The sequence below is a fragment of the Longimicrobium sp. genome, from assembly GCF_036399255.1.
Classification (GTDB): Bacteria; Gemmatimonadota; Gemmatimonadetes; order Longimicrobiales; family Longimicrobiaceae; genus Longimicrobium.
On the sequence record NZ_DASWNM010000034.1, the window covers coordinates 1 to 14,159 of the forward strand.

11 protein-coding genes are annotated in these 14,159 nt (G+C 72.2%); 10 read left to right on the plus strand and 1 reads right to left on the minus strand.

Features of this window, described 5'->3' with window-relative positions; translation table 11 throughout:
* Positions 1-148 precede the first annotated feature (148 nt).
* From VGC13_RS05935 to VGC13_RS05955, 5 genes are read left to right on the plus strand one after another with little or no spacing between them, the layout of a single operon-like run.
* Positions 149-1,708: a sugar ABC transporter ATP-binding protein gene (locus tag VGC13_RS05935; RefSeq protein ID WP_331124301.1), complete on the plus strand. Its 1,560-nt coding sequence runs from the start codon at positions 149-151 to the stop codon at positions 1,706-1,708.
* A 3-nt stretch (positions 1,709-1,711) separates the two neighbouring features.
* Complete coding sequence (locus VGC13_RS05940) at positions 1,712-2,686, plus strand: ABC transporter permease (protein ID WP_331124302.1); 975 nt, start codon at positions 1,712-1,714, stop codon at positions 2,684-2,686.
* Positions 2,686-3,744 (plus strand): ABC transporter permease, encoded by a 1,059-nt coding sequence (locus tag VGC13_RS05945; RefSeq protein ID WP_331124303.1) that lies wholly within the window; start codon positions 2,686-2,688, stop codon positions 3,742-3,744. The genes VGC13_RS05940 and VGC13_RS05945 overlap by 1 nt, the downstream gene beginning before the upstream one ends.
* A gap of 4 nt (positions 3,745-3,748) precedes the next feature.
* Entirely contained in the window at positions 3,749-4,813 is a 1,065-nt protein-coding gene (locus tag VGC13_RS05950) for a UDP-glucose--hexose-1-phosphate uridylyltransferase (protein ID WP_331124304.1), read from the plus strand.
* A gap of 14 nt (positions 4,814-4,827) precedes the next feature.
* Positions 4,828-5,916, plus strand: a complete 1,089-nt coding sequence (locus VGC13_RS05955; RefSeq protein WP_331124305.1) for a glycoside hydrolase family 43 protein — start codon at positions 4,828-4,830, stop codon at positions 5,914-5,916.
* A 457-nt stretch (positions 5,917-6,373) separates the two neighbouring features.
* On the opposite strand, the gene VGC13_RS05960 is transcribed toward VGC13_RS05955, so the two are convergent.
* Positions 6,374-7,435, minus strand: a complete 1,062-nt coding sequence (locus VGC13_RS05960; RefSeq protein WP_331124306.1) for a family 43 glycosylhydrolase — start codon at positions 7,433-7,435, stop codon at positions 6,374-6,376.
* A gap of 3 nt (positions 7,436-7,438) precedes the next feature.
* On the opposite strand from VGC13_RS05960, the gene VGC13_RS05965 reads away from it, so the two are divergent.
* From VGC13_RS05965 to VGC13_RS05985, 5 genes are all read left to right on the plus strand, one after another.
* A complete protein-coding gene (locus tag VGC13_RS05965) occupies positions 7,439-8,572 on the plus strand; it encodes a glycoside hydrolase family 43 protein (RefSeq protein ID WP_331124307.1) in 1,134 nt (377 codons plus the stop codon).
* A gap of 7 nt (positions 8,573-8,579) precedes the next feature.
* The gene (locus VGC13_RS05970) at positions 8,580-10,082 is read left to right on the plus strand and encodes a glycoside hydrolase family 43 protein (protein WP_331124308.1); all 1,503 of its coding nucleotides are present in this window, start codon (positions 8,580-8,582) and stop codon (positions 10,080-10,082) included.
* Entirely contained in the window at positions 10,079-11,071 is a 993-nt protein-coding gene (galE, locus tag VGC13_RS05975) for a UDP-glucose 4-epimerase GalE (protein WP_331124309.1), read from the plus strand. The genes VGC13_RS05970 and galE overlap by 4 nt, the downstream gene beginning before the upstream one ends.
* Before the next feature lie 23 nt (positions 11,072-11,094).
* Positions 11,095-12,270, plus strand: a complete 1,176-nt coding sequence (galK, locus tag VGC13_RS05980; RefSeq protein WP_331124310.1) for a galactokinase — start codon at positions 11,095-11,097, stop codon at positions 12,268-12,270.
* A gap of 350 nt (positions 12,271-12,620) precedes the next feature.
* Complete coding sequence (locus VGC13_RS05985) at positions 12,621-13,814, plus strand: glycoside hydrolase family 172 protein (protein WP_331124311.1); 1,194 nt, start codon at positions 12,621-12,623, stop codon at positions 13,812-13,814.
* The last annotated feature ends 345 nt before the right edge of the window (positions 13,815-14,159 follow it).

Consider the following 14,159-nt stretch of genomic DNA (forward strand, 5'->3'; position numbering starts at 1 on the left):
CTGACGCACTCACGCACTCACGCACTGACGCACTCACGCACTCACGCACTCACGCACTCACGCACTGACGCACTCACGCACTCACGCACTGACGCACTCACGCACTGACGCACTCACGCACTTTCTCCGCACCCCAACCCCGCTCCGCATGACCAGCCCACCCCCCGACGCCCCCGAGATCCTTCGCCTCGAAGGCATCGTCAAGCGCTTCGCCGGCGCCACGGCGCTGGACGGCGTGAACTTCACCCTGCGGCGCGGCGAGGTGCACGCGCTGGTGGGCGAGAACGGCGCGGGCAAGAGCACGCTCATCAAGATCATGACCGGCGCGTACCACCGCGACGGCGGACAGATGTGGCTGGAGGGGGAGCCCGTCAACTTTCGCACGCCCGCCGAGGCCCAGGCCGCCGGCGTCATCGCGGTGCACCAGGAGATCCACCTTCTCGGCTTTCGCACCGTCGCCGAGAACGTGTACCTGGGCCGCGAGCCGCGCCGCTGGGGGCTGGTGGACTGGGGGCGGATGAACGCGGACACCACGGAGCTGCTGCAGCGCCTCGGACTGGCCATCGACGCCACCGCGGTGCTGGGCGCGCTGAGCACGGCGCAGCAGCAGATGGTGGCCATCGCCCGCGGTGTCTCGCTCGGGGCCAAGGTCCTCGTGCTGGACGAGCCGACCAGCTCGCTGGCGGAGCGCGAGGTGGCCATCCTGTACGACCTCATCCGCCAGCTGCAGGCGCGGGGCACCGCAATCGTCTACATCAGCCACCGCTTCGACGAGCTGTACACGGTCTGCGACCGCGTGACCGTCCTCCGCGACGGAAAGTTGGTGGGCACCCACGCGATCGCCGACCTGCAGCGGCTGGACCTGGTCTGCCTGATGCTGGGCAAGGCGCGCGAAGACCTGCGCCAGGGCACCACCGGCTTCGGCGGCCACCAGGCGGAGGCCGAGGGCACGGTCCCGCTGCTGCGCGCCGAGGGGCTGCGCCGCGGGCAGAAGCTGCGCGGGGTGACGCTGGACGTGCGCAAGGGCGAGATCCTGGGCGTGGCGGGGCTGCTGGGCTCGGGGCGCACGGAGACGGCGCGCGCCATCTTTGGCGCCGACCCGCCGGGGGAGGGGACCATGCAGCTGGATGGGAAGCGGCTGGCTCCCCGCACGCCGGACGACGCCATCGCCGCGGGGATCGCCTTCGTCTCGGAAGACCGCAAGGGCGAGGGGATCATCCCAGAATTGTCGGTGCGCGAGAACCTGACCCTCGCGGCGCTGCCGACGCTGACCAAGCACGGCATCGTGGACCGCGCGCGGCAGCGGACCATCGTCGGCGAGTTCATGCGGCGGCTGGGGATCAAGGCGACCAGCGCGGACCAGAAGATCCGCGAACTGTCCGGCGGCAACCAGCAGAAGGTGCTGCTGGCCCGCTGGCTGTGCATGAACCCGGCGCTGCTCATCCTGGACGAGCCCACGCGCGGCATCGACATCGGCGCCAAGGGCGAGATCCAGGCGCTGATCAACGAGCTGGCAGGCACCGGCCTGGGCGTGCTGATGATCAGCTCTGAACTGGAAGAGCTGGTGGAGGGCAGCTCGCGCGTGGTGGTGCTGCGCGACGGCCAGAACGTGGCCGAGCTGCGCGGCGACCAGATCTCGCAGCAGTCCATCATCCACGCCATGGCCGAAGGCAGCGCGGCCGCGGCCCCCGTCACCCTGGAGAGCTGAGCGATGCAGGCAACCACAGCCGCCCGGCCGCGGCCCGGCGGGGGCGCGGCCGGCTGGTGGAGCGCGCTGGGCCCCACGGGGGGCGCGGCGGCGGCGCTGGCGGTGCTGGTCATCGCCAACGCCCTCTTCACCCCCAACTTCGCCACGGCCGGCAACCTGGAGAACGTCCTGCTGCAGGTGTCCGTCACGCTCCTCGTGGCCGTGGGGATGACGTACGTGATCGCCACCGGCGGCGTGGACCTTTCCGTGGGCTCGGTGATGGCCGTCTCGGCGGCGGTGGCGGCGGTGACGGTGGACTACGGGCTGTTCATCGCCATTCCGCTGGCGCTGCTGGCGGGGATGGCGGTGGGGCTGCTGAACGGCGCCTTCATCTCGTACTTCGGGGTGCAGGCCATCGTGGTCACGCTGGCGACGCTGCTGGCGGGGCGCGGGCTGGCGCAGGTCATCAACCGCGGCGGCGCCCTGCTCACCATCGACGACCCCGGCTTCCTGTTCCTGGGCCGCGGCCACCTGCTGGGCGTGCCGGTGCAGGTGCTGGTCGCGGCGCTTGTCGTCGCGCTGGCGATCTTCGTCCTCCGCTCCACGCCCTTTGGCCGCTACGTGCTGGCGGCGGGGGGCAACCCGGCGGCGGCGAGGCTGGCGGGCGTTCCGGTGAACCGCACCGTGGTCTCGGTCTACGTGATCAGCGGGCTGCTGGCGGGGATGGCGGGGCTGGTGGAGGCCAGCCGCCTGGGCGCCAGCGCCGCCGCCAAGATCGGGCAGGGGGCCGAGCTGGACGCCATCGCCGCGGTGGTGGTGGGCGGCACGCTGCTCAGCGGCGGGCGCGCCACGCTGGCGGGGACGGTGGTGGGCGCGCTGATCATGCAGGTGATCGCCACCAGCTTCAACATGCTGCTCATTCCCTACGCGTGGGCGCTGGCCTTCAAGGCGCTCATCATCCTGTTTGCCGTGTACCTCCAGCGCCCCCGGAGGGTCTAGTGGATACCCAGGAACAGAGCGGCGCCTCGGCCGTGGCCGTGCCGCCCGCGCCGGGGGCAAGTCACCGGGTGGACGGCGGCGTGGCCGCGCCGCGGACGCCGGCGCTGCGGGCCAAGGCGGCGGCGCTGCTGCAGCGGCAGGGCGTGGTGGTGGCGCTCATCGCGGTGTGCGTCTTTGGCTTCATTCGCTACGAGGCGTTCCTGACCCCCGAGAACCTGTTCAACGTGCTGCGGCAGAACAGCATGGTGGGCTTGGTGGCGCTGGGGATGACGCTGGTGATCCTGACCGGGGGGATCGACCTTTCCGTGGGCTCGGTGCTGGCCATCGGGGGGATCACGGCGGCGGCGCTTTCCGCGCAGGGCACGCTGGTGGCCGTGGCGGGCGGGCTGCTGGCCGGCGCGGCGCTGGGGACGATGAACGGCCTGCTGATCGCCAAGGCGCGCATCCAGCCCTTCATCGTCACCCTGGCGATGATGATCGCGGCGCGCGGCGTGGCCCTGGGCGCCACGGGCGAGAACTCGGTGCGGGTGGACCGTGCGGCCGAAGGATTCCTGTGGCTGGGCCGCGGGCGGATGCTGGGCGTGCCGGTGCCGGTGTGGCTGGCGGCGCTGGCGTTCCTGGCGGGGTGGATGATGCTGCGCTACACGCGCTACGGCCGCTACGTCTTTGCCGCCGGCGACAACGAGGACGCCGCGCGGCTGCTGGGGCTCAAGGTGGACCGGGTGCTCATCGCCACCTACGCGCTCAGCGGCCTGCTGGCGGCGCTGGCGGGCGTGGTGCTGGCGGGGCGGCTGGGCGCGGGGCAGCCGGTGGCCGGCAACGGCATCGAGCTCGACGCCATCGCCGCCGTCGTGGTGGGCGGCACGCTGCTCAGCGGCGGCCAAGGCGGCGTGGGCAGCACCGTCGTGGGCGTGCTGCTGCTGGGGATCATCTTCAACCTGTTCAACCTGGAAGGCACCGTGACCCCCTGGTGGCAGGGCGTGCTGCGCGGCGTCTTCCTCCTGGGCGTGGTGGTGGTCCAGGCGCGCCTGCAGAAGCGGGCGGGTCATGGCGGGTGAGCCGGTGACGGACGGAACGGAGACGGCCGCGCTGCTGGAGCATCCCCACCGCCGCTTCAACCCGCTTTCCGGCGAGTGGGTGCTGGTCTCGCCGCACCGGGCAAAGCGGCCGTGGCAGGGGCAGGTGGAGCGCCCCGCGGCGGAGCATCGCCCGGCGCACGATCCAGGCTGCTACCTGTGCCCGGGAAACACCCGCGCCAACGGCGAGCACAATCCCGACTACACGGGCACCTTCGTCTTCGACAACGACTTCGCCGCCCTGCGTCCGGATGCGCCCGAGGCGGAGGTGGAAGTAGGTGGCCTTCTCCGCGCGCGCAGCGAGTCGGGCGTGTGCCGCGTGGTCTGCTTCTCTCCCCGCCACGACCTGTCGCTCCCCGATCTCGATCCCGCCGCGCTGCGCGGGGTGGTGGACGTGTGGGCGGACGAGTTCGCGCGGCTGGGAAGCCGGCCGGACATCGGCTACGTACAGATCTTCGAGAACAAGGGGGAGACCATGGGGTGCAGCAACCCCCATCCCCACGGCCAGATCTGGGCGCAGCGCTCCGTGCCGCTGATCCCCGCGCGCGAGGGCGAGCGGCAGGCCGAGCACTTCGCCGCGCACGGGCGGACGCTGCTGCAGGATTACCTGCGGCTGGAGCTGGAGCGGGAGGAGCGGATCGTCTGCGCCAACGACGGCTTCGTGGCGCTGGTCCCCTTCTGGGCCGTGTGGCCCTTCGAGACGCTGGTGGTCAGCCGCCGCCCCGTCCCCGACCTGCTGGCGCTGGAAGATGCCGAGCGCGACCAGCTGGCGGACGTGCTGAAGCGCCTGACCACGCGCTACGACAACCTGTTCGGCGTCAGCTTTCCGTATTCGGCGGGATTGCACCAGGCGCCCACGGACGGACAGCCGCACCCCGAGTGGCACCTGCACATGCACTTCTTTCCGCCGCTGCTGCGCTCCGCCACGGTGCGCAAGTTCATGGTGGGATACGAAATGCTGGGCGAGCCGCAGCGCGACGTCACCCCCGAGAGCAGCGCCGAGCGCCTGCGCTCCCTCCCTGAGACGCGCACCGCCACGGGGGCCTCGTGAGGTCGATGAGGATGATGACGATGCGCCGATCCGCCGTCCTGCTGGCCGCCGCGCTCGCCGCCTGCGCCGCGCCCTCAGCCAACGCGCCGGCGGGCGGGACGAGCGTCGCGGGCGGCGCGACGTACACCAATCCCGTGCTGGACGTGGACTTCCCCGATCCCACGGTGATCCGCGCGTCCGACGGGATGTTCTATGCGTACGCCACGCAGGGCGAGCGGGATGGCGCGCCGATCAACATCCAGGTGGCGCGCTCGCGAGACCTGGCGGTGTGGGAGCGGATCGGCGACGCGCTCCCGGCCAAGCCGCGGTGGGCCAGCCAGACGCAGGACTTCTGGGCTCCGCACGTCTCCGAGCACGGCGGAACCTACTACCTGTACTACTCCGCCAAGCCGGACGCCGCGCTCAGCGACACCACGCGCGGCCTCTGCCTGGCCGTCGCCACCGCGACGCGTCCGGAGGGCCCGTTCACGGACCGGGGGGAGCCGCTGCAGTGCGGCTCCGGCTTCGTGAACATCGACCCCATGGCCTTCGACGACCCGCGGACGGGAAAGCGGCTGCTGTACTGGGGTTCCGGCTTCGGGCCCATCAAGGTGCAGGAGCTTGCGCCTGACCGCGTGTCGTTCGCGCCCGGCAGCCGCCCGGTGGACCTGGTCCACACCGTGCCGACCTCGGATTCCACCGACTACCAGCGGCTGGTGGAGGGCGCGTGGGTGACGTACCGGGCGCCGTGGTACTACCTGTTCTACTCCGGCGACAACTGCTGCGGCCCGCGCGCGCACTACGCCGCCATGGTCGCCCGCTCCCGCAGCGCCACGGGCCCGTTCGAAACGCTGGCGCAGGCCACCGGCGCGCGTACGAGCGCGATCCTTGAGCGCGGCGGCCACTGGAACGCGCCCGGCCACAACTCCGTCATCACCGACGCCCGCGGCACGGACTGGATCGTCTACCATGCGGTGGACACACGCCGTCCGCGAGCGAAGCCCACGGACGACGTCAACACGCGCCGGGTGATGCTGATCAATCGGCTTCGGTACGTGGATGGCTGGCCGCGCCTGGACCGCGGCCCCTCTGCCGAGCCGCGGCCGGCGCCGGTGGTGCGGTGAAGGGGTGAAGGGGTGAAGGGGTGATGGGGTGATGGGGTGATGGGGTGATGGGGTGATGGAGTGATGGGGTGATGGGCGGGGGCTGGCGCGACCCGCGGGGCCCTCTCCCCCGACCGGCCTTTTGCTCGTTCCTCGCAACGGCGGTCGACCCCTCCCCCAACCCCGGGGGAGGGGTGGTGGTAAGCGCGGGACGTGGGGCGCGGGACCCGTGCGGACGCAGTTCGATCCCGGTCGTCGAGTACGGAGTGATCGGACACACCAACCTCCCCCAGGGTTTTTGGGGGAGGTGCGAGCCTAAGCGAGCGGAGGGGGCGCTGGCGGGCTGCTGGAAGCTTGCCGAAGCGCGATCGAATTCTCCCCCTCTCCGTGAGGAACGAACGGGGAGGGGGCCGGGGGGAGGGGCACCCCGCGGGCGCCAGTTCGATCCGGTTCGAACCGCCTCTCGCCTGGCGGCGCGCTACCCCGCGGAGGCGCCCGGCGGCGGGCAGTACGGCCGCCCCTCGCCGTCCCAGCGCAGCTCGACCAGGCAGGCGTTGCGCGGCGCCGCCGGAGAGCCGAAGCGGGCGTGGGTGACCAGGTACTCGCGCCCATCGGCGGCACGGAACCAGTCGCAGTGGCCCGGCGCATGGAAGCCGTGCTCCGGCAGCGAACCGAGGACGAAGCCGCGCCCGTCGCGCGTCACGTTGACCAGCCGTCCGGCTTCGTCCTCGACTAGCGCGCCCACGGCGTAGAAGCCGAAGTAGCAGCCGCCGCTGTACAGGTACACGCGCCGGCCCAGCGGATTCGTGAGGCCGCCCACCGGCCCCTCGACCGTGCTCCAGCGGACGGTGTCGGTGGCCCAGTCCACGCCGGGGATGGCCTTCCACGGCATGCGGCGGGCGGCGTCGAACAGGTGCCAGTCCTCCGACGGGCGCGCCAGGACGGTGGGGGCGGAGAGAACGCGCGTAAGGTCGTCGCTCACCGCGGCCTCCACGATGCCGGTGCCGTACGGCTCGGCGTCCGTGAAGTCGGTCGCGTAGGCCATGCGCAGGGAGCCGTCCGGCGCCGCGTACACGTCCGCGTCGATGGCGAAGTCGGTGTCCGGCGTCAGCACGTGGCCGCTGTCGACGAACGGGCCTTCCGGCCGCTCCGCGTCCGCGCGGCGGATCTGGTGCCCGATGTGCGCCTGCTCGCCGATGCCCGCGCCGTGCGAGTACAGCATCACGTACGGGCGCGCCAGGCCGGGAACGTAGCGCACGCATGGAGCCCAGAAGGCGTGCCGCGTCGCGTCGGCCTGGAGGGTGGGGCCCAGCGGACGCCAGGTGGCCAAGTCGTCCGAGGCGAACACGGGAAACGCGCCCGGCGAGGCGCGGCCCCCGCGGCCGTCGCTCGTCTCGTCGCGCGTAACGTACACGTAGTACCGGAAGTCCGCCGGCACGCCGTCCGGGACGGCGAGCAGGTAGGGATCGCCCTGGTCGGCGGCTTCGGGATGAAGGGGCCGGTAGCTCACCGGCCCGGCAACACGCAGAGAGGAATGCATCTGATGAACCGCACTCGTGGGATGTCGTTCGCCGGGCCGGCCGTGCTCGCCCTGGCGCTGCTGGGCGCCTGCGTGCCGGCGGGGCGGGCGGTCACGCCGGCGCCGGGCACCACCGCCGCCAGCGCGGCCACCTGCACTTTCACCAACCCCGTGGCCCGGGGCGCCGACCCGTGGGTGGAGTTCCGCGACGGCTGGTACTACATGGCCCAGTCCAGGAACGCGGACGGACAGAATAGCACCATCTGGGTGTTCCGGTCGAGAAAGCTCACCGACCCCATGCGCGACAGCGTCAAGGTGTGGACCTCGCCCGGCACCGGCTGGAACCAGACCCACGTCTGGGCGCCGGAGATCCGCCTGGTGGACGGCCGCTGGTACATCTACTACGCCGCCGGCCGCCCCGGCCCGCAGGACGCGCCCTTCATCTACCAGCGCGCCGGCGTCCTTCGCGCATCCGGCGACAACCCGCAGGGCGCGTACGAGGACCTGGGCGCGCTGGACACCGGCGGCGACCCCGGCACCCACGCCGACGACGTGTGGGCCATCGACTTCACCGTCCACCGGCTGAACGGCCAGCTGTACGGCATCTGGTCGGGCTGGGACACCAACACCCCCGTCGCCCGCACGCCGCAGTACCTGTACATCGCCCGCATGTCCAATCCGTGGACCGTCAGCGGCCCGCGCGCGCAGATCTCCGCCCCCACCGAAAGCTGGGAGCGTCGCGTGGACCCCGTGGACGGGCTGGACCTGAACGAGGGGCCGCAGGTGCTGGAGCGCAACGGGCAGGTGTTCGTCACCTACTCCACCCGCGAGTCGTGGACGCCCGCGTACCGCTTGGGGCTGCTGCGGCTGAACGCCGGGGCGGACCCCATGCAGCGCGCGAGCTGGACCAAGTCCGGTCCCGTCTTCATGGAGGCCAACGGCGTCTACGGGCCGGGGCACAACGGCTTCGCGAAGTCGCCGGACGGGACGGAGGACTGGATCATCTACCACGCCAAGGTCGATACGGGGCCCAACTGGAACCGGGTCATCCGCATGCAGCGCTTCACCTGGCGCCCGGACGGCACCCCCGACTTCGGGGAGCCCGTCGCGTCCGGGGTGGCGATGCCGGTGCCCTCCGGCGAGCCCTGCGAGCGCTGACCCAGTGGTGCTGAGAGAGCTCTGGCTGAGCCCCGCCACGGACGCGCCCTACGCCTTCGAGGTCGGCGTCACCGGCGGGGGATCGCGCCGGTCGCCCGTCACCTTTACCGTCGCGGGGCCGGACGCGTCCGGCCAGACGGTGCGGGGCAGGTACCGGCTGCGCGAGCGGACGCACAAGGCGTATCTGGACCTGTTCGCCTCCATCGGGGCGCGCTTCGGCACGCGGGTGCCGCGCAACCGGCAGCGGGCGGAGCCCCCCGCCTTCCGCGCGCCGTTCCTGCCGCTTCTGACGCGCAACCTTTCGTCCCGCGTGCTGCACGGCTACGGCGATCCGGCGGTCATCCGCGTGGACGAGTGGTACTACCTGGTCGCCACCAGCAACGACGCGCCCAACGCCTTTCCCGTCGCGCGCTCGAAGGACCTGCGCGACTGGGAGCTGCGCGGCTTCGTCTTTCCCCGCGGCGACACGCCGCGGTGGGCGGCCGTCGGCGAGGGCGTGGCGGACTACTGGGCGCCCGAGATGCACCGCGTGGGCGGCGAGTACCGGGTGTACTTCGCCGCGCGCGAGGCATCCGGCCACGGCCTGGCCATCGGCGTCGCGACCGGGCCGGGGCCCGAGGGGCCGTGGGATACGCCCGGCCAGCCGGTGCTGCGCGGCGGCGTCATCGACCCGCACGTGGTGATGGATGACGACGGCGCCGCCTGGCTGCTGTGGAAGGACGACACCAACGGCGTGTGGCCCGGCCTGCTGCACCGGCTTCTGCACCAGCACGGCCGCTTGCTCGCCCAGCTGCTGCCGGACGACCTGGACCGGCGCACCGTCTCGCTGATCGTGTCGATGTGGCCGTGGGTGCGCACCCTGGAGCCCATGGAGCGCTTTTTCGTCCAGCAGCTGCTGGTCGAGGCGGTGGCCGACCGGTTTGCCGCCGTGCGGGAGCGATTGAACGCGCTGCTGGCGACGGAGACGGACCCCGGCGTGCTGCAGGCCATCCGGGACGTCGTGGAGGCCATGCGCACGCCGGTGTGGGCGCAGCGGCTGGCGGCGGACGGGCGCGGCGTGGAGGGCGAGCGCATCCTGGTGCTGGAGAACGACCAGGAGTGGGAGGCGCACCTCATCGAGGGAATCTGGGTTGCCCGGCACGGGGGCAAGCACTACCTGTTCTACGCCGGCAACGACTTTTCCACCGCGCGCTACGGCATCGGCGTGGCCGTCGCCGACGCGCCGCTGGGCCCGTACCGCAAGCTTCCCGAGCCGCTCCTGCGCTCCACGGCGGAGTGGTGGGGGCCGGGGCATCCCTCGGTGGCGCAGGGCCCGGACGGCGAGCCCTGGCTCTTCCTGCACGCCTTCTTTCCGGGCCGTACGGGATACAACGAGTTCCGCGCGCTGCTCACGGTGCCGCTTGTGCTGGATGGGGATCGCGTGTCGGTGCGGGCGGCGGAGCTGGAGGGTCCGGGCGAGCCTCCGGTGGATGAGGATGGGGCGATGCAGACGAGCGGAGGCGCGCGATGAAGGTGCTGGTGACGGGCGGGGCGGGGTACGTGGGAAGCGCGGTGGTCTGGCAGCTGGCGCGGGCGGGACACCAGGTGGTGGTGTTCGACAGCCTGTACCAGGGCCACCGCGGCGCCGTGCACCCCGGGGCGACGTTCGTGGAGGGCGACCTGGCCGACCGCGCCGCGGTGGGGCGGGTGATGGCGGAGCACACGCCCGAGGGCATTCTGCACTTCGCCAGCCACACGCGGGTGGGCGAGTCGATGGACCAGCCCTTCCTGTACCTGGGCGACAACGTCCGCAACGGGCTCAACCTGCTGGAGGCCGCGGCCGAGCACGGGGTGGGGCGCTTCATCCTCTCGTCCACCGCCAACCTGTTCGGCCTGCCGGAGCGCGTGCCCATCGACGAGGCCGCCCCCATCCGCCCCGGCAGCCCCTACGGCGAGGGCAAGCTGATCCTGGAGCAGATGCTGCGGTGGATGGACGACCGCTTCGGGATGCGGTACGCCGCGCTACGCTACTTCAACGCCGCGGGGGCCCTGTCGCCGGAGCTGGGCGAGGACCACACCCCCGAGACGCACCTCATCCCCATCGTGCTGCAGGTGGCGCTGGGGCAGCGGCCGCACGTGACCGTCTACGGCGAGGACTACGAGACGCCCGACGGCACCTGCGTGCGCGACTACGTCCACGTGGAGGACCTGGCCGACGCGCACCTGCGGGCCCTGGACGCGCTGGAGGGCGGCAGCCGCACCTACAACCTGGGCAGCGGACGCGGCTACAGCGTCCGCGAGGTCATCGAGACCTGCCGCCAGGTCACCGGGCACCCCATCCCCACGGTGACCGGCGAGCGGCGCCCCGGCGACCCCGCCGTGCTGGTGGCCGCCAGCGACCGCATCCGCGCCGAGCTGGGCTGGCGGCCGCGCCACGACCTGCTCGCCATCGTCCAGAGCGCCTGGGCCTGGCACAGCGCGAATCCGCACGGCTACGCCGGCCGCGGCGCCGCATCCTGATCCACCGTTCCGGATACGTGAGCATGACGACTGAGAACGGCCCGCGGGCCGCGGTGGTGCAGACCTTTACGGAGCGCTTTGGCGGGGCTCCCGCGCTGGTGGCGCGCGCCCCCGGCCGCGTGAACCTGATCGGCGAGCACACCGACTACAACGATGGCTTCGTGCTGCCGATGGCCATCGACCGCGCCGTGTGGATCGCCCTGCGGCCGCGTGCGGACTCGGTGGTGCGCATCCGCTCGCTGGACTTCGATGAGGAGTGCGAGTTCGACCTGGCGCACCTGGCCAGCTCGGGAACGCAGTGGATCGACTACGTGCAGGCGGTCGCCTGGGTGCTGCAGAAGCGCAAGCGCGACCTGGGCGGATGGGAGGGCGTGGCCGCGGGCGACGTGCCCATCGGCGCCGGCCTGTCGTCCAGCGCCGCGCTGGAGCTGGCCGCCGCGCGCGCCTTTGCCACTCTCTCCGGCATGCCGTGGGACGCGCGCGAGATGGCGCTGGCGGCGCAGCGCGCGGAGAACGAGTGGATCGGCGTGCAGTGCGGCATCATGGACCAGATGATCAGCGCCGCGGGCGAAGAGGGGTACGCGCTGCTCATCGACTGCCGCTCGCTGGAGACGCGCGCCGTCCCCGTCCCGGCCGACACGGCCGTCGTCATCCTGGACACCGCCACCCGCCGCGGGCTGGTCGACAGCGCCTACAACGACCGCCGCGCCCACTGCGAGACGGCCGCCGCGCTGCTGGAGGTTCCCGCGCTGCGCGACGTGGACCTGGCGACGTTCGCCGCAAACGAGGACCGGCTGGAGCCGCTCATCCGCCGCCGCGCGCGCCACGTGGTCACCGAGAACGAGCGCACGCTGCAGGCCGCCGACGCCCTGCGGCGCGGCGACGCGGAGGAGATGGGGCGATTGATGAACGCCAGCCACGCCAGCCTGCGCAACGACTTCGAGGTGTCGCGCCGCGAGCTGGACGTGATGGTGGAGCTGGCCCAGGCGCACCCAGCCTGCTACGGCGCGCGGATGACGGGTGCCGGCTTTGGCGGATGCGCCGTGGCCCTGGTGCGCCGCGAGGGCGCCGACAAGTTCGCGCGCACCGTGGCCGCCGCCTACGAGCAGGTGATCGGCCTCACGCCGCGCCTCTACGTCTGCTCCGCCACCGCCGGCGCTTCGGTGGAGACGTTGGACGTGCAGCCGGCGGTGGTGTGAGGCGCTGACGCCCCCTCCGGGCTCGCATGACTCGCCCACCTCCCCCAAAACTGCTGGGGGAGGTGGGGGTGGGGCAGGGTCCGGGGTGCGGCGACAGGCGACGCCGCCCGCCGGAGCGCGATCGAATTCTCCCCTCTCCGTGAGGAACGAACGGGGAGGGGCCGGGGGAGGGGCACTTCGTCGGGCGCAGTTCGATTTTGTTCGCCGAGTCCCGATCCATCGGCACCGCCCAACCTTCCCCAGCAGTTTTGAGGAGGTGCGAGCCTGAGCGAGCGGAGGGGGCGCCCGCTGGCGGCACCGACCCCGTCGCGAGCCATCCTGTCGACCGTAATCTTGTTCGGAGTTCCGAGATGACGCGCCACCATCCGCTGTTCCGCGCCTCCCGCCTTCTGCCGCTCGCGCTGCTGGCGATGGTGGGCGCCCGCCCCGCCGCCGCGCAGTCGCTGTTCGAGATGCAGGAGGGCGTGGAGACCCGCTGGGCCAGCGGCGAGAACCCCACGGGAGCACGGGGCGCGGGCGGGCAGGCCAACGGCGGCCGCAAGGGCTCGCCCACCGTCGCCATCCCCGCCGGCGAAAGCCGCGTGCTGGCCCAGGAGACCGGCACCAGCGGCACCGTGCGCCGCATCTGGATGACGTTCCCCGACCGCGGCCCGCAGATGCTGCGCGGCCTGCGCATCGACATGTACTGGGACGGCGCCTCCACCCCCGCCGTCAGCGCGCCCGTGGGCGACTTCTTCGGCATCGGGCTGGGGCGCACGGCCACCTTTCAGAGCGCGCTGTTCTCCAACCCCGAGGGGCGCAGCTTCAACGCGCTGGTGCCCATGCCGTTCCGCACCGGCATGCGCATCGTCATGGTGAACGAGAGCGGCCGCAACCTGGACGAGCTGTTCTACGACGTGGACTACACCGTGGGCGACCGCCACGGCCCCAGCGCGCTGTACTTTCACGCCCACTGGCGCCGCGAGCGGCAGACCACGCTGCAGCGCGACTACGAGATCCTGCCGCGCATCGCCGGCCGCGGCCGCTACCTGGGCACCAACATCGGCGTCACCGTCGACACCGCCACCTACTACAACACCTGGTGGGGCGAGGGCGAGGTCAAGGTGTACCTGGACGGCGACCGCGACCTGCCCACCCTCGCCGGCACCGGCGCCGAGGACTACATCGGCACCGCGTGGGGGCAGGGCCAGTTCGCCGACCTGTACCAGGGCTCGCCCATCGCCGACGAAAAGGCGATGCAGTGGGCGTTCTACCGCTACCACGTGCACGACCCCGTCTTCTTTCAGCGCGACATCCGCGTCACCATCCAGCAGATCGGCTACCTGGCGCCGCACAGCCGCGAGCCCATCGTGCGCGCCGGCCGGCCCCTGTACCGCGCCGGTCCCGGCCGCGTGGAGATGGACCTGAGCAAGGACGGCAAGTTCGAGCGGGCCGACGACTACTCCAGCACCGTCTACTTTTACCTGGACCGTCCGGAGAGCCCGCTCCCCCCCATCGCCCCCGTCGCCGAGCGCGTCGCCGGCCTGGAGCGGAGCGGGCAGTAGAGCAGGGATCGAGCGTCGCCGGCGGGGCGCCCCCACCGGGCTCGCATGACTCGCCCACCTCCCCAAAACTGCTGGGGGAGGTTGATGTGGGGCAGAAGCGATAGCGCGTCGAACTTTGCCGGAGCGCGATTCGAAACGGGTTGTGGACTCGCAACGCCGCCCGCCGGAGCGCGATCGAATTCTCCCCTCTCCGTGAGGAACGAACGGGGAGGGGCCGGGGGAGGGGCACCCCCTCCGGCGCAGTCCGATGCCGTTCGTCGAGTCCCGATCCATCCGCACCCCCAACCTCCCCCAGCAGTTTTGGGGGAGGTGGGCGAGTAATGCGAGCCCGGAGGGGGCGCCCGC

Coding starts and splice junctions, on each gene's coding strand:
- VGC13_RS05935 (WP_331124301.1), top strand. CDS start 149: ATGACCAGCCCACCCCCCGACGCCCCCGAGATCCTTCGCCTCGAAGGC.
- VGC13_RS05940 (WP_331124302.1), top strand. CDS start 1,712: ATGCAGGCAACCACAGCCGCCCGGCCGCGGCCCGGCGGGGGCGCGGCC.
- VGC13_RS05955 (WP_331124305.1), top strand. CDS start 4,828: ATGACGATGCGCCGATCCGCCGTCCTGCTGGCCGCCGCGCTCGCCGCC.
- VGC13_RS05960 (WP_331124306.1), bottom strand. CDS start 7,435: ATGCATTCCTCTCTGCGTGTTGCCGGGCCGGTGAGCTACCGGCCCCTT.
- VGC13_RS05965 (WP_331124307.1), top strand. CDS start 7,439: ATGAACCGCACTCGTGGGATGTCGTTCGCCGGGCCGGCCGTGCTCGCC.
- galE (WP_331124309.1), top strand. CDS start 10,079: ATGAAGGTGCTGGTGACGGGCGGGGCGGGGTACGTGGGAAGCGCGGTG.
- galK (WP_331124310.1), top strand. CDS start 11,095: ATGACGACTGAGAACGGCCCGCGGGCCGCGGTGGTGCAGACCTTTACG.
- VGC13_RS05985 (WP_331124311.1), top strand. CDS start 12,621: ATGACGCGCCACCATCCGCTGTTCCGCGCCTCCCGCCTTCTGCCGCTC.